This window comes from Mesorhizobium amorphae (genome assembly GCF_014843845.1).
Classification (GTDB): domain Bacteria; phylum Pseudomonadota; class Alphaproteobacteria; order Rhizobiales; family Rhizobiaceae; genus Mesorhizobium; species Mesorhizobium amorphae_A.
The window spans coordinates 224,946-251,942 of record NZ_JHQS01000007.1; the positions used below are offsets into that span (position 1 = coordinate 224,946).

Genomic DNA, 26,997 nt, shown 5'->3' on the forward strand with positions numbered 1-26,997 from the left:
TCGGCTTCGCTATTAAGTCAATCCGCTTGACTTAATTAGTCGATCAATCCTTTAATGGTGTCAAGAGGGGAAACGCCGGTGAACGAAAACAGCTCGATCCGCGCCAAAAGCGGCACCAACCAGGAAGGCACCAGTGCGCATAACCGCCGCGTCATGATCGAGGCGCTGCGGCTCAACGGCGCGCTGTCCAGAGCCGACCTGGCGCGGGCGACGCAGCTGACCAAGCAGGCGGTTTCGAACATCATCGAGGATCTCGAGCGCGACGGGCTGGTCGTCGCCCTCGAGACGGTGCGCAAGGGCAGGGGCCAGCCCTCGACCCCCTACAGGCTGGTTCCGGAAGGCGCCTTCGCCATCGGGCTGCAGATCGACCGGCATCTGACGCGAGCAGTGGTTGTCGACCTCGTCGGCAGCGTGCTGGCGCGGGCCGAGGCGAACCTGCCGCTCGACGAACCATCTGAGGGCGTCAAGGTCATCCTCGGCCTCATCGATGGCGTCCGGCGCGAACTGGCCGGCATTTCCAGCCAGTCCGAAAGCCGGCTGGTCGGCCTCGGTGTCGCCATGCCCGGTCCGTTCGGGCTAAAGAATTCCGACGACAAATGGATGATGCCGGCCTGGCAGAAATTCCCGCTGCTGGAAACACTCGCGGCAGGCACGGGATTGAATGTCGGGCTGCAGAACGACGCTGCCGCCTGCGCGACGGCGGAGCGCATCGTCGGCGCCGCGCACGGTGTCGACCACGCGGTCTGCCTCTATGTCGGCTACGGCATTGCCGCGGGTCTGATCCTGAATGGCGAGCTCTACACCGGCGGCAACGGCAATGCCGGCGAGATCGGCAGGGCGCTGCTCTCTCCGGCCGGCCCGGGCTCGACGCCGCTCGAGCACCGCGCCTCGCTCGCCTCGCTCTACCAGCATCTCGGACTGGATGCCGCCGACGCGCATCTCTATGAGCGGATGGACGCGTTGGCACTGGCCGAGGATCCGAAAGTCATGGCCTGGATCAAGGGTGCCGCGCATGATCTGCGCTGGAGCGTGCATCTCATCGAGACGATCTTCGATCCGCAGACGGTGATTTTGACCAGCGGCGCGCCGGAGACGCTGGCGCGCCGCCTGCTGGAGGCGATGCAGCCGCTGCTGCCCTCGATCGCCGACCGGCCCGGACGGTCATTGCCGCGCCTGCAGCTCGGCATCACCGACCCGTGGTCGATTGCGCTCGGTGCCGCCGCCGAGCCTATCAGCCGCGCCTTCGACCCGCGTTTCTCGGCGATCCTGAAGACGCGGGCCGGAGGATTGTGAGCTCGGCCGTCAGCCGTCCGCTATCTTCTGTTGAGCATGATCTTGTCCGAAAACCGGTTCCCACTTTTTGCTTCGCTGACCTTCGGTCGGGATCATGCTCTATGCCGGAACACAGGCTTCGAAGGCAGCATCGATGATGGCGAGCTTGACGGCCTGGGCGGTCATGTATTCGCGGTAGAAGTCGTTCGACACCCACATCACCGAATTGCCGCGCTGGCCGAGCCAGCCGACGCTGCCGAGCTCCTCGGCGTCGCGGAATTTGCGCCCGAGATGGGTGCGCGAGAGCTTCAGCCATCTGGCGAAGTCGCCGATCGAAACCACGCCGGTCGGAATGTGGTCGAGGCCGGCATGATCGGGGTCGACGCCCGAGATCAGCCAGTCCATGACGACGCCGCCATTGTTGAGCCAGGTGAACAGCGAAAAGGTCTGCCTGGGTTCGCGCACCGGGTTGGAGGAAAGCAGGCCCTCCGCCACCAGCGGCTGCAATCCGGCCAGCATTGCCGGCTGCTCGAGGAACCGGGTCAACCGGGCCCCGCCTTCGAGGCTGTCCAGCGTCTGCAGATGGGCAAGCATCCAGTCCGTCACCGCCTCCAAAGTGAGCTGCGTTGGTTGCAGGGGCCGAATGCGCCCATCCTCGCTCGCCGGCACAAGCTGGATGAAATTGTAATGCAGCATCTCCTTGACGAAGGCGTCGGCGGTGTTGCGGCTGGCCACCTGATGCTGGCGGATCACGTCGATGAAACGGGCGGTCGTCAGCTCCTTGCGGTAGTCGCGCGGATCGCGCCTGAAGTGCAAAGCGAGCCCGATATGCGCCATCAGCCAGCGCTGCTGGGTGGCAAAGACGGAAGCAAGTCGCGGGTTCCCTTGATAGGCCCGGAGCAATGCCAGCGCCTGCGCCCGGACACAGCGGTGCAATGCCGGATGACCGGAAATCTCTTCAGCGTTCAGCGCCATCCCCCGAGATCCCGCTCACGTCTCGTGACTATCAAAAAGCCGATAGCAGTTTCCATTTGCCGCCGCCAGACTGCGGACCGACAATGCCGAAGACATGATCAGGCGTGCGCGGGAAAGCCGCTGCGCGTTGGCGCTCAGCGATCTCCCGATGGCGGAAAACAGGCTTCGAAGGCGGCATCGACGATGGCGAGCTTGGCCGCCTGGACGGTCATATATTCCTGGTAGAACCCCTTCGAGACCCACATCAGCGAATGTCCGCGCTGGCCGGCCCAGCCGATGCTGCCGAGTTCCTCGGCGTCGTGCAGTTTGCGGGCGAGGTGGGTGCGCGAAAGCTTCAGCCATCTGGCGAACTCGCCGATCGACACCACACTGGTCGGTATCTGGTCGAGCCCGGCATTCTCGGGATCGATGCCGGACATCAGCCAGTCCATGACGATGCCGCCATTGTTGAGCCAGATGAACAGCGAGAAGGTCTGCTTGGGCTCGCGCACCGGCACTGATGCCAGCAGGCCATCCGCCACCAGCGGCTGCAGTTTGGCGAGCTGTTCAGGGTGCTCGAGGAAGATGGACAAGCGGCTGCCGCCGTCGAGGCTGTCCAGGGTTTGCAGATGGGCGAGGACCCAGCCAGTGAATGTCCGCACGGTGGCCGCCGTCGGTTGCATGGGATGAGCGCGCCCGTCCTCGCTGGTCGAAAGATATTCGGCGATCTTGTAGTGCAGCATCTCCTTGAGGAAGGCTTCGGCGGTGTTGCGGCTGGCGACCGAATCCCGGCGTATGGCCTCGATGAAACGCGCCGTCGTCAGCGCGGTATGGCGGTCGCGCGGATCACGCCTGAAATGCAGGGCAAGGCCGACATGGCCCATCAGCCAGCGCTGCTGGGTGGCAAACACGGCGGCGAGCCGCGGACTCGTTTCAAAGATCTCTATCAGCGCCCGCGACTGTGCCTGAACAGCGCGGTGCAACGCCGGATGGCCGGCAATATCTTCGGCTTTCAGCGCCATCCTCCAGTGCTCCGATTCAGCCCCCCGAACCGTGAAACACACATCACATTTTCAGCCTTAACCGTCTGTGTCCAGCGCCGAAAACCCGGCAAAAAGGTCCAAACGGATTGCGGCCGGGCATGAAGAGCGCTTTTCAGAATTCGAGCGCTTGCCTCAGCGCCGGTCCGCTCCTGACGCGGAGGTCGAGATCGGCCTCGATATGGTCGATGTGGTGCAGCATCAGCGCGCTGGCGCGGCTGGCATTGCCGGCCTCGAGCGCCTCGAGGATCTGCAAATGCTCGTTGTGGCCGCAGCTCGAAATGCCGGAGCGGCCATAGAGCGCGATCACCAGCGAGGAGCGTGCGACCAATTCCTCCATGAAGCGCTGCAGGATGACGTTGCCGGCCACCGATGCCAGCAGCAGATGGAAATCGCCCGACGCCTTGATTTCCGACCGCCTTGCGGTTGGTCCGCGTTCGGCAATGAAGCGGCCCTCTTCCTCGAGCTGGGTCTTGAAGGCAGCGACATCAGCCGATGTCATGCGACCGGCGGCGGCGATGGCGATGCCGGGTTCGATGAGCCGGCGTGAGGCAAAGACCTGGCGGGCTTCTTCCGGCGAAGGGTTGGCGACGAAGGCGCCGCGATTGCGCTCGGTGCGCACCAGACCCTCGAAGGAAAGCATCTGCAGGGCTGCGCGTGCCACGGTGCGGCTGACGTCGAACAGCGTGCCGACCTCGCCCTCCGACAGTTTGGTTCCGGGCGCCAGACGGCGGTCGACGATGGCGTCGCGCAGCTGGTCGCGGATCGCCTGGGCGCGATCCTCGTTAGCGCCGTCGATAGCAGGGAATGTCTGGTCGGCTATGTTCATGGCGGCAAGGTTCCCAAAACCCTTCTAGCCTGAATCGGGTTACTTGGACGAGAGCCAAAGTGAACGCGATCTTGGAAAAGATTGCATACGATTTCTGCCGACATCGCAGACAATCGCCCATAATTTGTGCACCGCACAAGGGTGCTGTTTCTCGGGCAGGGGGCTTCGGTGCCGATTCTTGCAGGGATTCAATTACTTGATGATCGCCGCGGGCAATTGGCACGCATGATGCTTTGGTTCAGGCGACCAAAGCGAGGAACGGAATGTCCAAAGCCGCCGAAATCGACATCGTGTCCGTTTCGAAAGTCTATGGAACGACGACTGCCGTCGAGGCCATCAGCCTGAAAATCCCGGCAGGCACCTATTGCTGCCTGCTCGGCCCGTCCGGCTGTGGCAAAACTTCGACGCTGCGCATGATCGCCGGGCATGAGAGCATTTCGAGCGGTGACGTCCGCCTCGGCAATACCGTCGTCACCGACCTGCCGCCGGCCAAGCGCGGCACCGCGATGATGTTCCAGTCCTATGCGTTGTTTCCGCATCTCGATCTCATCGACAACGTCGCTTTCAGCCTGAAGATGAAGGGCGTCGGCAAGGAGGAGCGCCGAGCCAAGGCGCTCGACATGCTGAAGCTGATGCAGATGGAGGCTTATGCGGCGCGCCGTCCGGCGCAGCTTTCCGGCGGCCAGCAGCAGCGCGTGGCGCTGGCCCGCGCCCTGATCACCGATCCCGAGGCGCTGCTGCTCGACGAGCCGCTTTCGGCGCTCGACCCGTTCCTGAAAATCCGCATGCGCGCCGAGCTGAAGAAGCTGCAGACCTCGCTCGGCATCACTTTCGTCCACGTCACCCATAGCCAGGAAGAGGCGATGGCGCTGGCCGACCTGATCGTGGTGATGAATGACGGCCGCATCGAACAGGCGGCACATCCACGCACCGTGTTCGAGCGGCCGGCCACCGCTTTCGTCGCCCGCTTCATGGGCGACCACAACGTCGTTGCTGGCCGCGTCACCGGCAGCCGCGACGGCATGGTGGTGTTCGACGTGCCGGGCGGTGCTTCGCTCGCCGCCAGCGGGCAGGGCCGGGAGGTCGGCGAGCCGATCGACATCGCCATCCGCACCGACCATGTGCGCATCGGCGAGCCGCCGGCTAAGGGGCTTGGCTTCACCGGCATCGTTGCCAACGTCGAATACCGCGGCTCGACCGTGAAGCTCTCCGTCAACGGCGCCGGCATTGAGGATTTCACTGTCATCGTCGACGACACCGACTTCTTCGCCAAACCCGTCGCCGTCAGCGATGCGGTGCCGATTGCATGGGATGCCGAGGACGCAATCGTCCTTGGCCGTCTCGATTCCTGAACCAGCATAACCAACCAGAACAGGGGAACTGACCATGACCAACACAACAAACAAGAAAGCAGGAATTTCACGTCGCTCGCTGCTGAAGACGGGTGCCGCCGCCGTCGGCTTTGCCGCCGGCTCCGGCGCGATCACCGGCTTCCCGACCATCTGGGCGCAGACGAACATCACGCTGCGCCAATTCGGCACCGGCGTGTCGAACCTCAACGCCATCGCCGACAAGTGCAAGGCCGATCTCGGGATCACGCTGGAGATGACGGCGACCGATTCCGACGCCGCCGCCCAGCGGGCCGTGACGCAGCCCGACAGCTACGACATCGCCGACATCGAATACTGGATCTGCAAGAAGGTGTTCCCCACCGGCGTGCTGCAGCCGATGGATGTCAGCAAGTTGAAATATTACGACGAGCTGGTGCCGCTGTTCAAAACCGGCAAGCTGACGCCGGACAGCGTCATTGCCCAGGGCACGGCGCCGCACACGGTAGGCTATGTCGAGGCGCAGGACAGCAAGGTCTTCGCCAAGGCGCCGACCAACTGGTTCACCATGGTGCCGACCATCTACAATGCCGATACGCTCGGCATCCGCCCCGACCTCGTCGGCCGCGACATCACCACCTGGGCCGATATCATGGACCCGGCCTTCAAGGGCAAGACCGCGATTCTCAACATCCCGTCGATCGGCATCATGGACGCGGCGATGATCATGGAAGCCATGGGCAACATCAAATATGCCGACAAGGGCAACATGACCAAGGAAGAGATCGACAAGACGATCGACTTCCTGATCAAGGCCAAGCAGGATGGCCAGTTCCGCGCCTTCTGGAAGTCCTTCGACGAGAGCGTCAATTTGATGGCTTCGGGCGAAGTGGTGATCCAGTCGATGTGGTCGCCTGCCGTCGCCGCCGTGCGCTCCAAGGGCATCCCCTGCCGCTTCCAGCCGCTCAAGGAAGGGTATCGCTCATGGGGTGGCGGCCTTGGCCTTGCTGCCCATCTCAAGGGTGCTGAGCTCGATGCGGCCTATGAATACATCAACTGGTACACGTCGGGCTGGGTCGGCGGCTATCTCAACCGCCAGGGCTATTACTCGGCCAACATGGTCTCGGCCAAGAAGTTCATGTCCGAGGACGAATGGGGCTACTGGATCGAGGGCAAGCCGGCCAAGGGCGAGATCAGGGCGCCGGACGGCACCGTCATGGAAAAGGCCGGCGCGGTTCGCGACGGCGGCTCTTTCGAAGAGCGCATGGGCAGGGTCGCCTGCTGGAACTCGGTGATGGACGAGGACCGCTACATGGTGAAGCGCTGGAACGAGTTCATCGCGGCGTAAAGCGGACGCGTTCACTGTGATGCTGCGATCCTTCGCGCCCCCCTCTGTCCTACCGGACATCTCCCCCACAAGGGGGGAGATTGGCAGCTTCATGGCCGGCTCTTCCTTAGCAACGTTGGAGATTGGCGAAGGCAGTTGTGAGAGTTCAATCTTCCCCCTCGTGGGGGAGATGTCCGGTAGGACAGAGGAGGGCGCGAAGGATTGCGGGTCAGGAGGCCTTTCCCCATGACCGTGGCTCTCGACCAGCCTGCGGCCACGACGGTGGCCAAGCCCGCCAGACGCCGCCGCTTCTCGCTCGGCGCCGTCGCGCCGTATCTGCAGTCGGCGCCGCTGGCGCTGATCCTCGGTGCCTTCCTGCTTTTGCCGATCATCATGATCGTCGTCGTCTCCTTCTGGGACTACGACTTCGCCGCCATGTATCCGGATTTCCTGACCACCAATTATTCCGATGTGCTGGGCTCCTGGGTCACCTGGAAGACCTATCTCAACACCATCAAATTCGCGGTCATCGTCTGGGCGCTGACCTTGTTCATCGGCTTCTGGGTCGCCTATTTCCTCGCCTTCCACATCCGCACCACGGCCATGCAGATGGTGCTGTTCCTGGTCTGCACCGTGCCGTTCCTGACCTCCAACATCATCCGCATGATCTCGTGGATCCCGGTGCTTGGCCGCAACGGGCTGATCAACTCGACGCTGGTGCATATGGGCCTGGTGCCGAAGCCGATCGAATGGCTGCTCTATTCCGAATTCGCCGTGGTTCTCGCCATGGTGCATCTCTACACGCTGTTCATGGTGACGCCGATCTTCAACACGCTGATGCGCATCGACCGCTCGCTGTTCGAGGCCGCGCGCGACGCCGGCGCGTCCGGCTGGCAGGTGCTGCGGAACGTCGTCATCCCGCTGGCCAAGCCCGGCATGGCGATCGGCACTATCTTTGTCGTCACGCTTGTCATGGCCGACTTCTCGACGGTGCAGGTGATGTCGGGCGGGCAGAGCGCCTCGGTCGCGCTGATGATGAAGAACCAGATGTCGCTGCTGCAATATCCGGCCGCCGCCGCCAACGCGGTTGTGCTCCTGGTGCTGGTGCTGCTGATGGTCGCCGGCATCCTGCGCATCGTCGACATCCGCAAGGAGCTCTGATGTGAGCCACGAGAAGCGCACCCTCGAATTCTACGTGCTGGCGGTCTTCTTCGCGCTGTTCGTGCTGTTCCTCTACGGCCCGCTTTCGGCGATCCTGATCCTGTCCTTCCAGGGCGAGAATGGCGGCCTGACCTTTCCCCTCAACGGTGTGTCACTGCACTGGTTCGCCAATCTGTTCGAACGCCAGGCGGTCGGTGACTTCGGCGGCAGCTTCAAGCGTTCGCTGGTGCTGGGGGTGATGGTGATGGTCGTCACCGTCGTGGTGTCGCTGCTGGCGGGCCTCGCCTTCCGCCGCAGGTTTCGTGGCGCGACGGCGCTGTTCTATCTGGCTGTCGCCAGCCTCGTCGTGCCGTCGATCATCATCAGCCTCGGCATCGGCGTCGTCTTCCAGCAGATCGGCTTTCGGCCGGCCTGGTACACATCCGCTTTCGGCGCGCATCTGACCTGGACCTTGCCGTTCGGTGTGCTGATCATGTTTGCCGTCTTCAACCGCTTCTCGCCGGCCTATGAGGAGGCCGCGCGCGACCTCGGGGCATCTTCCTGGCAGACCTTCGCCCATGTCGTGCTGCCGATGATCGCGCCCAGCCTGATCGGTGTGGGCCTGTTCGGTTTCACACTCTCCTATGATGAGTTCGCGCGCACGCTGATGACCTCGGGCACGTTCAACACGCTGCCGCTCGAAATCTACGGCATGACGACGAATGTGACGACGCCGGTGCTCTACGCGCTGGGCACGGTGACAACCGTGTTCTCCTTCCTGGTGATCCTGCTGACGCTCGGCGCCATCCTCTATGTCGGCCGTCGCCGGGCAAGGGCTTGAGAACCGCAGTGCAGATCCTTGTCGTCAATCCGAACACCACGGCCAGCATGACCGCAATGATCGGCGGCGCCGCGCGATCTGTCGCCGGCGCCTCGACCGAAGTCGTCGCCGTCACCTCATCCATGGGGCCGGTGTCGATCGAAGGCTATTATGACGAGGCGCTGGCCGTACCGGGCCTGCTGGTCGAGATCGCCGCCGGCGAGCGCGCGGGGGCGCAGGCGGCCATCATCGCCTGTTTCGACGACACCGGGCTGGACGCCGCGCGCGCCATGGCCAACATCCCGGTCGTCGGCATTTGCGAGGCGGCGCTCAGCATAGCGTCGTTCACCGCCCAGCGTTTCACCGTCGTGACGACGACCAAGCGGTCGTGGGTTCCCGTCGAGGCGCTGGTGCAGCGCTACGGCATGGCCGGCCGGGCGCGCGTTCGCGCCGCCGACATCCCGGTACTGGCGCTTGAGGACCCGGCTTCGGGCGCGGCCGGGAAACTGCGCGGCGAGATTGCGCGCGCGCTCGACGAGGATCGCGCCGAGGCGATTGTGCTCGGCTGCGCCGGCATGGCCGATCTCGCGGCAGAGCTGCAGCGGGAATTCGGCGTTCCGGTGATCGACGGCGTCGGCGCCGCCGTCAAACAGGCAGAGGCGCTGATTGCACTTGGCCTGTCGACATCCAAACGCGGTGCCTATGCAAACCCGCTGGCAAAGCCCTATCTTGGTGCATTGGAATCCTTTGCCCCTGGTGCCGTCGCCGCCGAGTGATCGCAAATGCCCCGAACGATCCGGACCCTGACCTCAAAGGAGGTTGAAACGCTTGTCGACTGGGCGGCGGGCGAGGGCTGGAATCCCGGTCTCGGCGATGCCGCCCTGTTCCAGGGGGCCGACCCCGAGGGTTTCATCGGCGCCTTCGTCGACGGCGAGATGGTGGCCGGCATTTCGGCCGTCGGCTATGGCGCCGGGTTCGGCTTCATCGGCCTCTATATCTGCCGCCTGGACAGGCGCGGCGAGGGGCATGGCAAGGCGGTCTGGGACGCCGGCATGGCGCGGCTCGGCAACCGCAGCATCGGGCTCGACGGCGTCGCCGAGCAGCGGGCCAACTACCGGCGCATGGGGTTCGTGCCAGCCTATGAGACCGTCCGCTACAGCGGGCGTGTCGCCGGCCTCGCCGGCGGCGGTAGCATCAGACCTGTGGCAGCCGAGCACATCGCCGACATCCTGGCTTACGACCGCAAATGTTTCCCCGCGCCACGGCAAGCTTTCCTCAACGGTTGGCTGCAGCCGCCGCACATTGCGCTCGTGGCGATGAATTCAGCAGGCGTTTCCGGCTATTGCGTGGCGCGACAGTGCAGGGAGGGGTTCAAGGTCGGACCGCTCTTGGCCGACGATACGCACGTCGCGTTGCAATTGCTGGGGGTGCTGGCAGCGGCGATGGCGGGGGACGCGCTTCACATCGACGTGCCCGCGGCCAACAGCGGTTTCATCGCCGCGCTTCAGGCGGGCGGCTTGACACCGGGCTTCACGACAACCCGCATGTACCGGGGAAGCGTGCCCAGGATTGCCTCGTCAAAGGTGTTCGGGATCACGACCCTGGAACTGGGCTGATCCCGACCTGAAATCTCACGCACGAGCAAGCTCCCGCCAGCCGGCGGGATCGGCAGCGAATGTCAGGCCGCCCGGACCCCGGGCGTCTTGCGCGCCCAGGCCGGCAGCCAGTCGCCATGCGTGGCGAGCAGTTCATCGACCAGCGACCATATCTGGTCGAGGTCGAGTTCAGCCGCCGTGTGCGGGTCCATCATCGCCGCGTGGTAGATATGCTCGCGGTTCTCGGTCATCAGGGCCTGGACCGTCAGTTCCTGCACATTGATGTTGGTGCGGATCAGCGCCGTCAACTGCGGCGGCAACGCGCCGATGAAGGTTGGCTGGATGCCGGATGCATCGACGAGGCACGGCACTTCGGCCGCGCAATTTTCGGGCAATGAGGTGATGCAGCCGTTGTTGCGAACGTTGCCGTAGATCACCGAGGGCTCGCCCGTCCACACCGAATTCATGATCGAGGAGGCGTATTCCTTCGACTGCTCGACCTCGATCTTGTCGGCGGAGCGGTAGGCTTCCGCTTGCCCCTTCCAACGCTCGATCTGCTCGATGCAGCGCTTCGGATATTCATCAAGCGGGATGCCGAATTTCTCGATCAGATCCTCGCGCCCTTCCTTGATGAAATAGGGCGTGTATTCGGCAAAATGTTCCGAGCTTTCGGTGACGAAATAGCCGAGGCGAGTCAGCATTTCGTAGCGCACCTTGTTCGGGCAGCGCGGGTTCCAGCCGGGTTTCGGCGCGCGGCCCTCACGGTAGGCGCGCACGAGATCCGGATAGAGGTTGCGATAGGAGCCATCCGGCTGGCGATGCTCGAACTCGAGATAAAACGCCATGTGGTTGATGCCGGCCGAGCGGTAGCGGATTTCCTCGTAGGGAATGTCAAGGTCGTGCGCCAGTTCCATCGCGGTTCCCTGTACCGAATGGCAGAGGCCGACCTGCTTGATGTCAGGATATTTCTCGGCGATCGCCCAGGTGTTGATCGCCATGGGATTGACGTATTGCAGCATGATCGCCTGCGGGCAGACGGCGAGCATGTCCTCGCAGATCTTCCACAGATGCGGCACGGTTCTGAGGCCACGCATGATGCCGCCGACGCCGAGCGTGTCGGCGATGGTCTGGCGCAGGCCGTATTTCTTCGGGACTTCGAAGTCGGTGACCGTGCACGGCACGTAGCCGCCGATCTGGAAGGCGACGACGACGAAATCGGCACCCGCCAGCGCCTTGCGCTGGTCGGTGTAGGTCTCGGCTTTGGCCTTTACCCCGAGCGTCGAGATCAGCTTGTTGACGACGATGGCGCTCTCTTCGAGGCGCTGCGGGTTGAGGTCCATCAGCGCGATCGTCGCACCGGACAACGAGGGACGCTGCAGCACGTCGCCGACGATGTTTTTCATGAAAACGGTGGAGCCAGCTCCGATGAATGCGATCTTGGGATTTCTTGCCATAACAGTCTCCGGCATATGCGATCAGGCTACCTCGAAAGCGGCTTTGACGAGCCGTTCCGTGTAAGCGGTTTTGGGATTGGACAGAACTTCGTTGACGGGACCCTCTTCCATGATCTTGCCGTGCTGCATGACAATCACGCGGTGGCATAGCGCCCGCACGACCTTGAGATCGTGCGAGATGAAGAGGTAGCTGAGGCCCCGTTCGCGCTGCAGCTTGCGCAGCAGTTCGATGATCTGCGCCTGGACCGAGAGGTCCAGCGCCGATGTCGGCTCGTCGAGCACGATGAATTCGGGCTCCAGCGCGATGGCGCGGGCAATGGCGATGCGCTGGCGTTGGCCGCCGGAAAACTCATGCGGGAAGCGCGACAGGATATTGCCCGGCATGCCGGCGCTGACCAGCGCATCGCGCACCCGTTCGATGCGGTCGTTCCTGGTGACGCCGATGCTGTTGACGATCAGCCCTTCCTCGATGATCTGGCCGATCGTCATGCGCGGGTTGAGCGATGAGAACGGATCCTGGAACACGACCTGCATGCGCGAGCGCAAAGGCCGCATCTGCGATCGCGATCTGCCATGGATAGGCTGGCCGTCGAAATGGATCTCGCCGCTGGTGGCGTTGTTGAGCCTGAGCAGCGCCTCGCCGAAAGTCGTCTTGCCGGATCCGGATTCGCCGACCAGCCCCAGCGTCTCATGGCGGCGAAGGCTGAGGTCGAGACTGTCGACGGCGACGAGTTCGCGCCAGTCAGGCTTGAAGAAGGTGCCATGCCGCAGCATGAAGGTCACGCGAACGCGTTTGGCATCGAGAATGATGCCGGACCCTTCCGGCAGCGGATTGGCCTGGCCGCGCGGCTCGGACCCAAGCAGGTGCTGTGTGTAAGGATGCTGCGGATTGGCGAAAAGCCTTTCCGTCACATTGTGCTCGCACATCGCCCCGTGCTGCATGACATAGACATAGTCGGAAAACTTGCGCACCACGGTCAGGTCGTGGGTGATCAGGATCACCGCCATCCGCAATTTCTGCTGCAGGTTGCGAATGAGGTTGAGGATCTGCGCCTGGACGGTGACGTCGAGCGCCGTCGTCGGCTCGTCGGCGATCAGCACGTCCGGATCGTTGGCTAGAGCCATGGCGATCATCACACGCTGCCGCTGGCCGCCGGAAAGCTGATGCGGATACTGTTTCAGCCGCGCCGCGGGGTCGGGGATCTGCACCTGCTGCAGAAGTTCGAGCGCGCGTGCCTCGGCCTGCCTGCGGCTCGTCTTGCGATGCACCCGTATTGCTTCGACGATCTGGCTGCCGATCGTATAGATCGGGTTGAGCGAGCTCATCGGTTCCTGGAAGATCATCGAGATGCGGTCGCCGCGCAGTTTGCGCCGGGCCCGCTCGGAAAATTTCAGGATGTTCGCCCCGTCATAACAGACGGTCGACTTTGGCGACACGACCGCGCGTTTGGACAGCAGGCCCATGACAGTGCGCGCTGTCACCGATTTGCCCGACCCGGATTCGCCGACGATGGCGATGGTCTCGCCGCGATAGAGCTGGAAGGAGATGTCCTTGACGGCCTGGACCATGCCGTCCTCGACCTTGAAGTCGACGGCGATGCTGCGGGCATCGATGACAGGGTTTTCCGAACGCCCGGCATGGTCGAGCCGGACAGGCGGTGCGAAGGTATTGACGAGCGCGACAGCCATCACATCCCCTTCAATACGGATCGACTGCATCGCGCAGCCCATCGCCAAGCGCGTTGAAGGCGAAAACGGTAACAAGCACGAAGCCGACGGGGGCGAGGATCCAGGGATAGGTGCCGATGACCGAGTACGTGGCGGTGTCCTGCAGCATCAGCCCCCATGAGATCAGCGGCGGCTTCACGGCGAAACCGAGAAAGCCCAGGAATGATTCAAGCAGGACCACACTCGGGATCGCCAGCGTGACGGCGACGATGACGTGGCTCATCACGTTGGGAAAAATGTGCTGCATGATGATGCGGCGGTCGGTGGCGCCGACCGCCATTGCCGCGCGAACATAGTCGATGCGGGCAAGCGCCAGCGTCTTGCCGCGCACTTCGCGCGACATCTGCGCCCAGCCGAGCGCCGACATGATGACGATGACGAAAGCGAGGAAGACATTGGTCGGCGCCGTCACCGGGACAAGCGATGTCAGCGCGAGGTAAAGCGGCAATTGCGGGAAGGCGAGCACCAGTTCAACGAAGCGCTGTACCCAGACATCGAACGTGCCGCCGAAATAGCCCGACACCATGCCGACTGTGGTGCCGATCACGGTGACGATGAAGACCACGGTCAGTGCGATCATCAAGGAGATGCGCGACCCATAGATGGCGCGGGCCAGCACGTCGCGGCCGAATTTGTCGGTGCCGAGGAAATGCACCGGCTGGCCGTCGGTCGAGCCGAAGAAGTGCCGGTTCGCGGGGATCAGGCCAAGCAGCCTGTAGTCGGCGCCCTTGACGAAGAAGCCGAGCAGCCGCGGATGGTCATAGTCCGGTCCGACGACCGGCTGGAAGGTGACGGGGTCAAGTTCCTCGGAATCCGCCAGCGCATAGACGCGCGGCTGGAAGACGAAATTGCCGTTCTTGTCATGGAAGCTCATCACCTGCGGCGGGGCGAAACCGACATCGGTGACCTTGGGGTCCATGGGTGCGAAGAAATCGGCAAACACCGCCATCAGGACAAGAAGCACGACGAGGATGAGCCCGGCCATGCCGGTCCACGATCGTTTCAGGCGGCGCCAGACAAGCGCCAGATAGCTCTCATTGCCGTGCGGCCGTTTCTCTTTCTCGACCGATATTTCGGGCGGTGGCGGCAGCGAGGGCTCGCGGGCAAGCATCTCAGGTCCCTCCGTACTGGCGGACACGGGGGTCGAGCAGGGCGAGCAGCATATCGGCGATAATGTTGCCGACGATCAGCGTCGCCGACAGCACCATCATGAAGGTCGCGGTGACATAGACGTCGCCGACCGCCATCGAACCGACGATCGCCGGGCCGACGGTCGGCAGCGCGAAGATGATCGCGGTCTCAATCTCGCCGGTGAGCATGTAGGGCAGCACGACGCCCTGATACATGACCAAAGGATGCAGCGCATTGGGCACCGCATGGCGCATGACCACCGCACTGCCGCTCAGGCCCTTGGCACGGGCGGTCTCGACATATTGCGCGTTCAGCGTGTCGAGCAGATTGCCGCGCATGACGCGCATGTTGTAGGCGAGCCCGCCGAAAGTGGCGATCGCCACCACCGGCCAGACATGTTTGACGAGGTCGACGAACTTCGCCCAGGACCACGGCGCGCCGCCATATTGCGGGGAGAAGAAGCTGCCGATCTCGGACACGTTGAACTGGAAGACCAGCAGATAGACGATGATCAGCGCCATCAGGAAGCGCGGCACCGTCATGCCGAGGAAGGAAACAGCCGACAGCGCGCTGTCGATCCAGGAATATTGCCGGGTCGCCGCCCAGATGCCGAATGTGATGCCCAGCACCGAGGCGAGCAGGTGGCAGACCAGCGCCAGCAGCAGCGTGCGCGGCAGGCGTTCGCCGACCACGTCGGCGACCGGCTTGTTGTAGTAGAGGCTGTAGCCGAAATCACCGCGGGTGACGATGCCGGTGATCCAGTTGAAATACTGGACCGGCATCGGCTTATCGAGACCGTGCTCGACCCGGTAGGCCTGCGCCTGGGCGTCGGCCTCGGCGAAGGAGGCGCCGCCCTGGTTGATGAGCTGCGAACGGATGTAGTCGGCGTAGTCGCCGGGCGGCGCCTGGATGATGGCGAAGGTGACCAGGCTCAGAATGACGAGAACCGGTATTGCGGATGCTATGCGTATCATCAGGAATCGCAGCATCGGACCGTTTCTCCTCCTTGCATTCGGGTTCGGGTATCCTTGTCCCCGGCCGCGCCGCAGCGCGGCCGGGGAACTTCGCAGTCAGGGAGGAAACTCAATTCGTCGTACCCTTGTCCCCGGGCTTTCCGGGCAGCTGCTCGGGGAACAGTTCGTATTTCTGCTGCTTGTCGGCGGCGACCCAGACCCGCTCGCGGACGATCGAGTCCTCGGCCCAGTTGAACATGAAGATCGGCGTTCCCTGGGGAATGTTCGAGAAGCGCTTGTTGATGATCAACGCGCCGGGATATTCGGTCAGCCCGACGTTGTAGACGTGTTCTGTCGAGATCTTCTGGAACTTCTTCATCAGGCTGGCGCGCTCGTCATTGTCCTCAGACGAGACGAACTTGTTGACGATGTCGACGAGGTCCTTTTCGAACGGCATCAGGTCGACCTCGCCGCTTTCCGGCGCCCGGTGGTTCCAACTGGTCTTCGGGCCGACAGGAGCGAGCTGCTCGGTGTTCTGCACGACCGACGTCAGTTCCTGGTCGTTGCGCCTTACCAGCCAGTCGAAGCGGCCGGAATATTGCGAGGCGTCGCGCTGGGTACCGTTCAACCCGTTCAGAACCACCCGAAGCCCGAGCTTTTCCATCTGGCCGACGACACCTTCGGCAAGGCTCTTGTCGGTGGTGTAGTCGTTGTTGACCAACATGACGATCTCGACATTCTTGCCGCCGGCGGTGCCAGCCGGGAAATTGACGAAGCCGTCGCCATCCGTGTCCTTCAGGCCTGCCTTAGCGAGTTCCGCCTTGGCGCCTTCGAGATCGAATGGATAGTAGACGGTCGAATTGCGGTCATAGAAGCTGGTGCCCGAGGAGAAGCCGCCCGGATAGATCGCTGTGAAAGGACCCTTGACCAGCGAGTCGCCGAGCGCCTTGCGGTCGAGCGCCATGGTGACGGCCTTGCGGAAGTCCTCGTTGCGGTTCAGTTCGCGGATTGCCTGGCCGCGTTCATCCGGGTTGCCCCAGCCATTGGCCGAGAAATTCATGCGCAGATTGTAGCCGATCAGGCGCGGGCCGAAGGCAAGGCGGGCCGGCGCATCCTTATCCGCCGCACGCTTCAGCGAGGCGACGAAGTTCTCAGGCTGTTCGAGGTTGGAGACGTCGGCTGAGCCCGCCACCGCCTGAACGTCGCGGTCGGCCCAGGTCGATAGCTTGTAGTGCAGTTCATTGAGATAGGGAAGCTGGTTGCCCTTCTCGTCGACCTTCCAGTAGTAGGGATTGCGGCGCATGACGACGATGTCGTCAGGGCGATACTCCACCGGAACCCAGGCGCCCATCACGGGAATGTTCATGTATTCCGGCGGGAAGGCGTTCTTGAACTGCTCGTAGGTGTTCTTCGAATATTTCGGATGCTGCGGCTTCAGGATGTGCGCCGGACCCGGGCAGAAGGTGCCGTAGGCCATGGCATAGAGGTACTGCTTCGGAAACGCGTCTTTGAAGGTCCATTCGACGGTGTAGTCATCGATCTTCGTCAGCGTCGTGCCGACGCCGAAGGTTTCCTGGGTCGCGCCATTGAGCGGCGAGACATTGGGGTCGACGACTTCGTCGTCCCAGTAGAACATGACGTCGTCGGCATTGAAGGGAACGCCGTCCGACCACTTCGCGCCTTCGATCAGATGCATGGTCAGCTTGTGGCCGTCCGTCGACCAGTCCCAGCTCTTGGCCAGGTTCGGCAGCGGCTCGGTGTCCTTGGCCTCGACCTGGAACAGCGGCGCGGTGCGGGTCAGGCATTCGGAAAGGCCGATATCGATGCCGCCCCAGCCTTGCGTCTGGCCGGCGCCATAGTTCCAGCCTTCCGGCCGGCCGCCGATGACGTGGCGCATGGTGTCGCCATAGACGCCGATGCCGTCCGGCATGTTGCCGGTCTTGAAGACCAGCGGCTCCTTCGGCAACCGATCCTTGACGGGCGGCAGCTTGCCGGCCTTGACGTATTTCTCGGTGACCCAGTCGGGCTCGTGGTATTCGGGCAGCGCCTTGAACTCCAGAATGGAGTCGCGCGCGACATATTTGATCTTCCCTTCGGCGGGGAATTGCGCCGGCGCCGGCGGCACGGTCGGTTCGGATGCGTAGGCACTCAGCGCCGTGGCGGATACGCTCAGCGCCAGCCCTGCTAAAATGCTGATGTTGCGGAAATTCCTCATCGTCTTCCTCCCATTTGTTGGGAGCGTGCTTTACGCCGCTCCATTTCTCCTCGAACGAATTGCATGCACTGTGGCTGCGTCTTCCTCCCGGAAATTCGCCGCTATGCTGTGTGAAACTCAGACGGCCTGTTTCAGGGCCGCTTTTTCGGCGCGCAATTCCTCGATCGAGCGGACGTCGCGCCGCGCGGCACCCGCCCATTCCCTGGTCCGGACCTTGGATTTCGATAGCCGCTCCTTGGCGGCCGGAATTGCATCTGCGTATTGCGGCAGCCAGCGAGCCTGGGCAACGACCATCTCGTCGACCATCTGCCAGACTTCCTCCGGCGTCGACACGGCACCGACCAGCGGATCATGCAGCACGGCGAGCTTCAGCAGGTCGATGTCGCCGCTGATCGCCGCATGCACGGACATGCGCTGGACGTTGATCGAGGAAGTGCAGGTGGCGGCGCAGGCTTCCGGCAGCGTGATGCCAGAGGTCATGTTGATGCCGAAGCGATCGACGAAGCCGGGCGACTCGATGATCGCGTCCTGCGGCAGGTTGGTGATGACGCCATTGTTCTTGACGTTGAAATGGCCGCGATAGACGCGGTTCGTCTCCAGCGCTTCCAGAATATGGCTGGCATGCTCGTTGGAGCGTTTGGCAGGGTCGATCGGCTTCGATGCCGCCTCGAGAAACTGCGGGAATTCCGTCTCGAACCAGTTGCGCGTTTCGGTCGAGTAGCGAAGGTAGCCGCCGGTCTCGCCATGGATCCAGTCGGACATGTCGATCCAGCGGGTGATTTCGTCGGGCCGCTTGCGATACCAGGGAAGATATTCGGACAGGTGGCCGTTGCTTTCGGTCGAATAGACGCCGAAGCGCTTCAGGACGTCGATGCGCAGCTTTTCCTGCTGCGAATAGACCGGATGCGCCTCGAAAGCGGCGACCAGCTCGTCCTTGCAGATCCTACGGCCGTTGAGGCGCAGATCGATGAACCAAGTCTGGTGGTTGATGCCGGAGCAGATGTAGTCGAGATCACTGTGGGATTTGGCGCCGAGCACTTCGGCGATCTGTTCGGCGCCGTGCTGGACACCGTGGCAAAGGCCGACCGTATCGACCTTGCCATATTCGATCGCCGCCCAGGTGTTCATGGCCATCGGGTTGGCATAGTTCAGGAATTTCGCGCCAGGCTCGGCAAACTCGCGAATGTCCTTGCAGAAATCGAGAATGACCGGAATGTTGCGCTGGCCGTAGAGGATGCCGCCGGCGCAGATCGTATCGCCGACGCACTGGTCGATGCCATATTTCAAGGGAATGCGGATGTCGTCGGCATAGGCTTCGAGCCCGCCGACTCGCACGCAGCTGATCACGTAGCGGGCGCCTTCGAGCGCCTTGCGACGGTCGGTGGTCGCCGTGACTCTCGTGGGCAGTCTGTTGGCCTCGACGATCCGGTCGAGGATCGCCTTGATCATCTGGAGGTTGTGGTCGCTGAGGTCGGTCAGCGCGAATTCGATATCCTGGAATTCGGGAACGCACAGGATGTCGGTGAAGAGTTTCTTGGTGAAGCCGACGCTCCCCGCGCCGATGATAGCGATCTTGAAACTCATCTGCCTGGCCTCGATCTGATCGAAAAAAGTTGGGTAAGGGCGGTGAAAAGAGGTCCGCTCCACATGCCGGGGCATGTGGCCAAGACAAGCCGGAATCCGGCGTCTCCTCCCGTCCGTTCCTCGACCGCTATTTGTTTTGCACTGCGGTTTGTTTTGCTTTTCGTAACGCATTATGCGCCTAATCGAGCAAGCGACCAGAGAAGGATTATGCTTTCAGGGGTAATTTTGTGCTGCGAAAGCTGATCGACACCGGGCCGTCGGCCAGGACAGTCTCGCTGCCGCGCGGCCGCCAGCGCTTGCACACCATGCCGACGAGCTCCGGCTACGAAGTGCGCGAGAACGAGGTCTATGACTGGGACGGGCGCAAGCGCGGCCAGACGCCGTTTACGGTGCTCCAGCATACGATCAGCGGCACTGGCCGGCTGCGCTACGAGAGCCGGAATTACCGCCTGCAAAAGGGCGATACGCTGCTGGTCCTGGTGCCGCACAACCACCGCTATTGGCTCGCCAAGGGCGAACGTTGGGAATATTTTTGGATCTCGATGAACGGCGAGGAGGCGCTGCGCATCCACAAGTCGATCCTTTCCGCGGTTGGTCCGGTGCTGCGGCTGCAGCCGTCGACGATCGATCATCTCGCCGATTGCAGCGTGCGCCTGATCACGGCAGCGGTCACGCCTGGAGCTGCGTCGGCCGTGGCCTACGAGGCGGCGATGGCGCTCTATGACGATGTCTTCGGCTCGCATGCCTTTGCCGACGAGAAGAGTGCCATGCAGCCGGTGGTCGACCACATCAAGGCCAATCTCGACAGGCCGCTCCGCGTTGCCGATCTCGCCGAGATCAGCGGGCTGAGCCGCGCGCATTTCTCGCGCTGCTTTGCCGAGAGCGAAGGCATTCCGCCCGCCGAATTCGTGCTGCAGCAGCGGCTGCAGCGGGCGGCGAAACTCTTGACGAAAGCCGATTTCCTGCCGGTGAAGGAGGTGGCCATCATGTGCGGCTTCGAAGACGCCAACTACTTTTCGAAAGTCTTCCGCCGCTTGTACGGCACCAACCCGACGCAATTCCGCACCACCGGCATGTATGCCAGCATGGGAAACCACCGCTAGATGGGATGTCCATCCAAGCCGCAGTCGCGACGCACAGATTGCACCGACTCGTGACCAAAAAAAGTGCTGGCGGCCCAATCCTTATGCATTCGAGGCAATGAGGGCGGCCGGACAGCCTGCGTGTTAAGTTCCTGGTAACTCTCCTAAGTCGACGACCAAATAAGGGGTTGGCTTCTCTTGCTTGCCATAGATGCTAGGGCCGGCATCGAAGCGAGACGAGGAGACCAGAATGGCCACCGTCCTGAACGCCAAGGGCGTCGCACTCCCCTACAGCGGGTCCTCGACAAAGTGGTACTCGGCGACGAATTCCGGCCCGGCACTTTATGGCAGCATCTACAACGACTCGATCTACGGCGACGCTAGCGTCAGCGTCACGATGTATGGCGGCAAGGGCGACGACATTTACTATCTGTATTCCACGAAGAACAAGGCGGTCGAGCTGGCCAATGAGGGTGTCGACACCATCTCGACCTGGATGAGTTACAGGCTGCCAGCGAATTTCGAGAACCTGACGGTCACGGGCGACAAACACTATGCTTTCGGAAACGCGGCTAACAACATCATTACCGGCGGCTCCGGCCAACAGACACTCGACGGCTTGAAGGGCGATGACGTTCTCAAGGGTGGATCCGGGGCGGATATTTTCGTCGTGGCCCCCGGCAACGGCAGTGACCTGATCCTGGACTTTGGCGCCACGGATACTGTGCGCATTGGGAGCTACGGCTTCAACTCGTTCGAGCAGGTGCAGGCCAACATGGTCCAGTCGGGAGCAAACGTCCGGCTTAACCTGTCCGACACCGAGTTTCTCGTCTTCGCCAACAAGACCGTCGACCAGTTCACCGCAAGCCAGTTCGATCTGGCCCTCGACAGGTCGCATCTGGAACTCACCTTCGCGGACGAGTTCAACACGCTGAGCCTGTGGAACGGCTCGAGCGGCACCTGGGACTCGAACTTCTGGTGGGGAGGCGCGAACGGCAGCTCGCTTACGGGCAACAATGAGCTTCAATGGTATATCGATACCAGCTACGCCCCGACGAGTACCGTCAACCCGTTCAGCGTCAATGACGGTGTTCTCACGATTACCGCTGCCCGGGCTCCCGAGGCGATCAAGCCTTATATAAACAACTACCAATACACCTCAGGCTTGCTGACGACCTACGAATCCTTCGCGCAGACCTACGGCTATTTCGAAATTCGGGCCGACATGCCCGAAAAGCAAGGCGTATGGCCGGCCTTCTGGCTTCTGCCGGAGGACGGCTCCTGGCCACCGGAACTGGATGTCATAGAGATGACCGGTCAGGATCCAAACAAGCTCCTTTTGACAAGCCACTCGAACGAGACGGGAAGTCAAACGACAGTGGCCTCGACGGCCTTTGCCGCGAATACCGAAGGGTTCCACACATACGGGGTGCTGTGGACGGAAGACGAACTCGTCTGGTATTTCGACGACGTCGAAGTTGCCCGTGCGGCAACGCCTGCCGACATGCACGACCCGATGTACATGCTGGTCGATCTGGCGGTTGGCGGCATCGCGGGAACGCCCGCCGACGGGCTCGCGACGCCAGCGGAAATGAAGATCGACTATATCCATGCCTACGCGCTGAGCGATTGGTTTGTCTAGAGCTGTTCAGCTTTGATAGAATCGCCGACCTGCTCTAACTCTTTGTTTTTACGCAATTCCGGACGGAAAATCGCTGCGCACTTTTCCTGGAATTGCTCTAAAGCGCGTCGCATCCAAACGGATTCATGCGACGCGCTTTAGCTTCTTGTTTCTATGCACATCGTTGTCGCAAAACGCTGCGCATGCGGCTTGGGATGAAGTTTCTCAGTGGGCCAATGATGTCCGAGGCTTGGTGCTGAGGTGTTGCCCTGACGCTGTAATGCCGAGAGCATCCAGCCGGTCGCGACACGGCAAGGCCGGGTCAATGGCGGGACCAGCCTCCCGGAAACGCCTTGAGGGGAGGTTGCGCATGGAGACCCCATTCAGATTTTCCATGCATTACGAAAACGAGGTCACTGGGTAAAGAACGATTTCTTGCGCCAAGCCGGCCTGGCGGGTCTTCTAAGGCTCGATCCCAGCTGCTGAACCGCAGGAAACCATGCCTTTCTCCTTGCTGAAATACGGTCTGCGCGCCAGGCACGCTTCCTTTCGCGACATTCCTCTGACGCCCGAGCTGAAGCGATCCTACGACGTGGTGGTCATCGGGGGCGGCGGTCACGGTCTTGCGGCGGCTTACTACCTGTCCAACGTGCATGGCATTCGCAACATCGCCGTGCTGGAAAAGGGCTATCTCGCAGGCGGCAATACGGCGCGCAACACCACCACGATCCGCTCGAACTACATGACCGAGGAATCGATCCGCTTCTACAAGGAAGGCGTCGAACTCTTTGAGACGATGTCGCGGGATCTCGGCTTCAACGTCATGTTTTCGCAGCGCGGGCAGCTGACGCTGGCGCATTCCGAAGCGACGCTGCGCAGTTTCCATCTGCGTGCCGAGATGGGCAAGCATGTGGGCACCCGCATCGAAGTGGTCGATGTCCAGACGGTGAAGGAGCTCTGCCCGCATCTGAACCTGGATCTCGGTGGCCAGCACGAAGTGATCGGCGGGCTCTGGCATGCCGACGGCGGCACCGCCCGCCATGATGCCGTGGCATGGGGTTATGCCAAGCATGCCAGCGAGCGTGGTGTGGAGATCCACCAGCGTACCGAGGTCACTGGCTTCGAGCGGGCGGGCGATCGGGTCACCCACATCAAGACCAACCGCGGCACGACTGCCGCCGGGCAGGTGCTGCAGGCCGTGGGCGGGCTCAATGGCCAGGTCGCCGCCATGGCGGGCATCAAGCTGCCGATACGCTGCTTCCCACTGCAGGCAATGGTGACGCAGCCGTTGAAGCCATTCCTGCACATACTTGTCTCATCCGCCAATTTGCACACCTATCTGGTGCAATCCTCCCGTGGCGAGGTCGTCATCGGGGGCGGCTCCGACCCTTACCAGCTGGCGTCGACCCGCTCGACGCTGGACCAGAAGGAACATCTCGCCGAAGGCGCGCTGCACCTCTTCCCCTTCCTGCACAAGGTCAAGCTGCTGCGGCAATGGGCGGGGATCACCGACATGACGCCGGATTACAGCCCGATCATGGGAGCCTCACCGCTGCAGAACTACTGGCTCGACTGCGGATGGGGAACCTGGGGCTTCAAGGCGACGCCAGTGGCCGGCAAGCGCATGGCCGAGACCATCGCCAGCGGGCGCGTGCCCGATGTCTTGAGACCATTCGACCTGCGCCGGTTCGACAGTTTTGCGCTGCTGAACGAAATGGGCGCCACGGCCGCCAGCCATTGACGAGACTTCCATGAAACTTCTGACCTGTCCGGTAAACGGACCTCGTAACATCACCGAATTTCAGTATCTCGGGCCGGTCTGTGCAGCCAGCGCCGAACAGCCCGAGCAACTGATCGAATCCCTGTTCTACGCCGAGAACCCGCTCGGCGTGATGCGCGAGTGGTGGCGGCACACCCCGTCCAACACCGTGTTCGTAGCCGAACGCCATACCGTCAGCGACCAGATCCTTGCCACCTATCTTCCGAGCCGAAAGCCCGCCTGACATGACCGAACGGCTGCCACTTCCCTGGGGATCGCGTCTCGATCGCGCCCGCAAGATCCGTTTTGAATTCGACGGCCGTCCTCTCGAAGGTTTCGTCGGCGACTGCATTGCCTCCGCCATGGCTGGAACCGGCCGCTGGATCCTGTCGCGCTCATTCAAATACCACCGTCCGCGCGGAATTCTGACCATGGCCGGGCAGGACGCCAACACACTGGTGCAGCTGCCGGATGAGCCGAATGTCCGCGCCGACCTGCGCACGATTGGCGAAGGGTTGAAGGTCACTGCCCAGAACGTCAACGGCACGGCCGAGCGCGACCGTGGCGCGGTGCTCGACAGGCTGGGGCGCTTCATGCCCGTCGGGTTCTACTATCGCAGCTTCTTTCGCCCCGGCGCGAAGAGCTGGTTGAAATTCTGGGAGCCGATGATCCGCAAGTCGGCCGGCCTCGGCAAGGTCGATCCGGCCGCCGGTCACGGCCACTACATCAAGGAGAACCTGCACACCGACGTGCTGGTCGTGGGCGCGGGCCCGGCCGGCCTGTCGGCCGCCATCAAGGCAGCCGAAGCGGGGGCACAGGTGCTGCTGGTCGACCTGAACCCGGAACTCGGCGGCGCACTGACCTATGCGCGCTTCGGGCTCGAGACGGCAGAGGCAGAGGCGACCCTGAAGACGCTGCGCGAAGCGGCCGGAAAGCTGGGCAATCTGCGGGTGCTGACCGGTGCGACATGCAATGGCTGGTTTGCCGACAACTGGCTTCCGGTGCTGCAGGGCGAGGTGCTCTACCGGGTTCGCGCGAAGCAGGTCGTGGTGGCCGCAGGTTCGCATGAACAGCCGCTGGTGTTTCGCAACAACGACCTGCCGGGTATCCTTTTGTCGTCCGCGGCGCAGAGACTGATGCGACACTATGCGGTTCGTCCCGGTCAGCGCGCCGTGGTCTTTGCGGGCAACCGGGATGGATATCTCACGGCTCTCGACCTTCTTGACGCGGGCGTATCGGTGTTCGCCGTTCTAGATCCCGCCGCCGATGCGGCCGGCAAGATACTCGCGCAACGCCTCGTCGAGCGCGGCGTTCGGATCATCCCGAATGCCACCGTCACGGAAGCATTGGGGACCGGAGGCAATCGCCATATCAGAACCATTCGTTTCAGCACACCCGAGCGTGGCGCGGAACAGCTGGACTGCGATCACCTCGTGGTCGCGGCTGGCTACACGCCATGTTACCAGCTGCCCTTGCATGCCGGGGCAAAGCTGGGATTTGACGAGGCCAGTCGGCAATTCGTGCTGAGCAATCTGCCGGAAGCGTTTCATGTCGCCGGATCGGCGGCAGGATATTTCGACCTGAAATCGGTGCTGCGCAGCGGCGAGATCGCGGGCGCAGCCGCGGCGCAGGGCGCCGGCCATGCCTGCGTCCACCCTGACATCATCCCGGATGCCAGCGCGCCGGAGATGAATTATCTGCAAGACCTGTCCCCCCATCCCAAAGGGCGGGATTTCGTGGATTTCGACGAGGATCTGCAGATCAAGGATATCAAGAACGCCGTCAGCGACGGTTATCGCGAGCTTGAGCTGGTGAAGCGCTATTCCACCGTAGGCATGGGGCCGTCGCAGGGGCGGCATTCCGCCCTGGCAACGGCCCGGATCGTTGCTCGAGAGACCGGGCGCAAGGTGGGCGAAGTGGGGATCACCACCTCGCGTCCGCCCTTCGGCCCCGAAAAGCTTGGCCTGCTCACAGGCCCGAACCATGTGCCCTACCGCCATACCGCCATGCATGCCGAACATGTCGCCGGCGGAGCGAAACTGGCACCGGTCGGGGCCTGGTGGCGGCCGCTGCACTACGCCGGAAATCGCGACGTCAAGAAAGCGATCCGGGATGAGGTCACGCTTGTGCGCAATCAGGTCGGCATGCTGGATGTCTCGACCTTGGGGAAGCTGGCGATCCGAGGTCCGGATGCCGGCGCTTTCATCGACCGGATCTATACGATGGCCCATGCCAGGCAGCCGGTGGGTCGCGTCCGCTACTGCCTTATGCTGAACGACATGGGATCCGTCATCGACGACGGGGTGGCCTTCCGCCTGTCCGAGACCGAATTCTACGTGACCGCCACCACCGGCGCCGTCGCCCGCGTCTTCACCGATATGCTGTTCCTGAACACGCAATGGGGCATGCAGGTCGATATCCAGAACGTGACCGCCGCCTTCGCCGCGATCAATGTCACCGGACCTGCGGCCCGCACGGTCCTCAAGGCCCTGGGAGGCGACATAGATCTCTCCCCGGACGGCTTCCCCTATCTCAATGGCCGTAGCGGCGTGATCGGCGGGTGCCCGGCTCGCATCATGCGCATCGGGTTTACCGGCGAGTTGAGCTACGAGCTTCACGTGCCGCAATCTTTCGGAGCGGCACTTTGGCGAAAGCTGCTGGAGGCAGGGGCACCCTACGGTCTGCAACCCTACGGGCTGGAAGCCTCGCGTATCCTGCGTCTGGAAAAGGGGCATATCATCATTGGGCAGGATACCGATGCACTCTCGGCGCCGGATGAGCTGAGCATGGGTTGGGCGCTGTCCAAGACCAAGGCCCGATATGTGGGGAAGACTGCCGTAGAAGCGCGCAGCAAGCTGGGCCTGAAGCGCAAGCTGTGCGGCTTCGAACTGCCCGAGGGGCACGGCATCCGGCTGGCGGAATCCTGCCTCGTGCTGCGGGACGGACGCCCGGTGGGCTTTGTCACATCGACCTGTTTGTCGCCAACCCTGAACAAATGGATCGGGCTCGCCTATGCCGACCCGCGTGATGCGACGCCGGGATCCAGTCTCCGCATACGTGGCCTGTGTGGCAAGGAACTGGAGGCCAGAGTGGTGCCTACCCCATTCTATGATCCCGAAAACCAGCGGCAGGAGATGTAAGATGCTTCCGCGCCACCATCCTGGG

Annotated in this window: 21 protein-coding genes; 12 read left to right on the plus strand and 9 right to left on the minus strand. The window is 62.6% G+C overall.

All coding sequences use genetic code 11. The features are described from left to right. Window positions 1-54 precede the first annotated feature (54 nt). Complete coding sequence (locus tag DH08_RS03620) at window positions 55-1,293, plus strand: ROK family protein (protein ID WP_210328517.1); 1,239 nt, start codon at window positions 55-57, stop codon at window positions 1,291-1,293. A gap of 99 nt (window positions 1,294-1,392) precedes the next feature. Here DH08_RS03620 and DH08_RS03625 read toward each other — a convergent pair whose 3' ends face one another. The 3 genes from DH08_RS03625 to DH08_RS03635 form a co-directional block, all read right to left on the minus strand. Further along, window positions 1,393-2,247, minus strand: a complete 855-nt coding sequence (locus DH08_RS03625; protein WP_192177934.1) for a hypothetical protein — start codon at window positions 2,245-2,247, stop codon at window positions 1,393-1,395. Between the two features lie 134 nt (window positions 2,248-2,381). Then, the gene (locus DH08_RS03630) at window positions 2,382-3,248 is read right to left on the minus strand and encodes a hypothetical protein (RefSeq protein WP_192177935.1); all 867 of its coding nucleotides are present in this window, start codon (window positions 3,246-3,248) and stop codon (window positions 2,382-2,384) included. A gap of 133 nt (window positions 3,249-3,381) precedes the next feature. Continuing rightward, the gene (locus DH08_RS03635) at window positions 3,382-4,095 is read right to left on the minus strand and encodes a GntR family transcriptional regulator (RefSeq protein WP_192177936.1); all 714 of its coding nucleotides are present in this window, start codon (window positions 4,093-4,095) and stop codon (window positions 3,382-3,384) included. 263 nt (window positions 4,096-4,358) lie between these two features. Here DH08_RS03635 and DH08_RS03640 point away from each other — a divergent pair, with 263 nt between their 5' ends. The 6 genes from DH08_RS03640 (at window position 4,359) to DH08_RS03665 (ending at window position 10,326) form a co-directional block, all read left to right on the plus strand. Next, window positions 4,359-5,447: an ABC transporter ATP-binding protein gene (locus DH08_RS03640; RefSeq protein ID WP_192177937.1), complete on the plus strand. Its 1,089-nt coding sequence runs from the start codon at window positions 4,359-4,361 to the stop codon at window positions 5,445-5,447. A gap of 34 nt (window positions 5,448-5,481) precedes the next feature. Then, window positions 5,482-6,771 (plus strand): ABC transporter substrate-binding protein, encoded by a 1,290-nt coding sequence (locus DH08_RS03645; protein WP_192177938.1) that lies wholly within the window; start codon window positions 5,482-5,484, stop codon window positions 6,769-6,771. Between the two features lie 225 nt (window positions 6,772-6,996). After that, entirely contained in the window at window positions 6,997-7,911 is a 915-nt protein-coding gene (locus DH08_RS03650; protein ID WP_192177939.1) for an ABC transporter permease, read from the plus strand. Between the two features lies 1 nt (window position 7,912). Then, window positions 7,913-8,731, plus strand: a complete 819-nt coding sequence (locus DH08_RS03655; protein WP_192177940.1) for an ABC transporter permease subunit — start codon at window positions 7,913-7,915, stop codon at window positions 8,729-8,731. An 8-nt stretch (window positions 8,732-8,739) separates the two neighbouring features. Continuing rightward, window positions 8,740-9,486, plus strand: a complete 747-nt coding sequence (locus tag DH08_RS03660) for an aspartate/glutamate racemase family protein (protein WP_192177941.1) — start codon at window positions 8,740-8,742, stop codon at window positions 9,484-9,486. A gap of 6 nt (window positions 9,487-9,492) precedes the next feature. Continuing rightward, window positions 9,493-10,326, plus strand: coding sequence for a GNAT family N-acetyltransferase (locus DH08_RS03665; RefSeq protein WP_192177942.1), 834 nt, complete (start codon window positions 9,493-9,495; stop codon window positions 10,324-10,326). Between the two features lie 62 nt (window positions 10,327-10,388). Here DH08_RS03665 and melA (DH08_RS03670) read toward each other — a convergent pair whose 3' ends face one another. The 6 genes from melA (DH08_RS03670) to melA (DH08_RS03695) form a co-directional block, all read right to left on the minus strand. Beyond that, window positions 10,389-11,759 carry an alpha-glucosidase/alpha-galactosidase gene (melA, locus tag DH08_RS03670; protein ID WP_192177943.1) on the minus strand — a complete coding sequence of 457 codons (1,371 nt, stop codon included), beginning with the start codon at window positions 11,757-11,759 and terminating at the stop codon, window positions 10,389-10,391. 21 nt (window positions 11,760-11,780) lie between these two features. Continuing rightward, the gene (locus DH08_RS03675; RefSeq protein ID WP_192177944.1) at window positions 11,781-13,448 is read right to left on the minus strand and encodes an ABC transporter ATP-binding protein; all 1,668 of its coding nucleotides are present in this window, start codon (window positions 13,446-13,448) and stop codon (window positions 11,781-11,783) included. Window positions 13,449-13,458: 10 nt separating this feature from the next. Next, a complete protein-coding gene (locus tag DH08_RS03680; RefSeq protein WP_192177945.1) occupies window positions 13,459-14,598 on the minus strand; it encodes an ABC transporter permease in 1,140 nt (379 codons plus the stop codon). Between the two features lies 1 nt (window position 14,599). Continuing rightward, the gene (locus tag DH08_RS03685; RefSeq protein ID WP_192177946.1) at window positions 14,600-15,607 is read right to left on the minus strand and encodes an ABC transporter permease; all 1,008 of its coding nucleotides are present in this window, start codon (window positions 15,605-15,607) and stop codon (window positions 14,600-14,602) included. 94 nt (window positions 15,608-15,701) lie between these two features. Continuing rightward, window positions 15,702-17,786, minus strand: a complete 2,085-nt coding sequence (locus DH08_RS03690) for an ABC transporter substrate-binding protein (RefSeq protein WP_192177947.1) — start codon at window positions 17,784-17,786, stop codon at window positions 15,702-15,704. A gap of 117 nt (window positions 17,787-17,903) precedes the next feature. Next, window positions 17,904-19,370, minus strand: coding sequence for an alpha-glucosidase/alpha-galactosidase (gene melA, locus DH08_RS03695; protein WP_192177948.1), 1,467 nt, complete (start codon window positions 19,368-19,370; stop codon window positions 17,904-17,906). Between the two features lie 305 nt (window positions 19,371-19,675). Between melA (DH08_RS03695) and DH08_RS03700 the strand changes: the two genes are divergently transcribed. From DH08_RS03700 to DH08_RS03720, 5 genes are all read left to right on the plus strand, one after another. Beyond that, on the plus strand, window positions 19,676-20,473 hold the full coding sequence (locus DH08_RS03700; protein WP_246800679.1) for an AraC family transcriptional regulator: 798 nt from the start codon (window positions 19,676-19,678) through the stop codon (window positions 20,471-20,473). 229 nt (window positions 20,474-20,702) lie between these two features. Next, window positions 20,703-22,094: an endo-1,3-1,4-beta-glycanase EglC gene (eglC, locus tag DH08_RS03705; protein ID WP_192177950.1), complete on the plus strand. Its 1,392-nt coding sequence runs from the start codon at window positions 20,703-20,705 to the stop codon at window positions 22,092-22,094. Between the two features lie 478 nt (window positions 22,095-22,572). After that, the gene (locus tag DH08_RS03710) at window positions 22,573-23,814 is read left to right on the plus strand and encodes an FAD-dependent oxidoreductase (protein ID WP_192177951.1); all 1,242 of its coding nucleotides are present in this window, start codon (window positions 22,573-22,575) and stop codon (window positions 23,812-23,814) included. Between the two features lie 10 nt (window positions 23,815-23,824). After that, window positions 23,825-24,076: a sarcosine oxidase subunit delta gene (locus DH08_RS03715; protein WP_192177952.1), complete on the plus strand. Its 252-nt coding sequence runs from the start codon at window positions 23,825-23,827 to the stop codon at window positions 24,074-24,076. A gap of 1 nt (window position 24,077) precedes the next feature. After that, a complete protein-coding gene (locus DH08_RS03720) occupies window positions 24,078-26,972 on the plus strand; it encodes an FAD-dependent oxidoreductase (RefSeq protein WP_192177953.1) in 2,895 nt (964 codons plus the stop codon). Window positions 26,973-26,997: the final 25 nt, after the last annotated feature.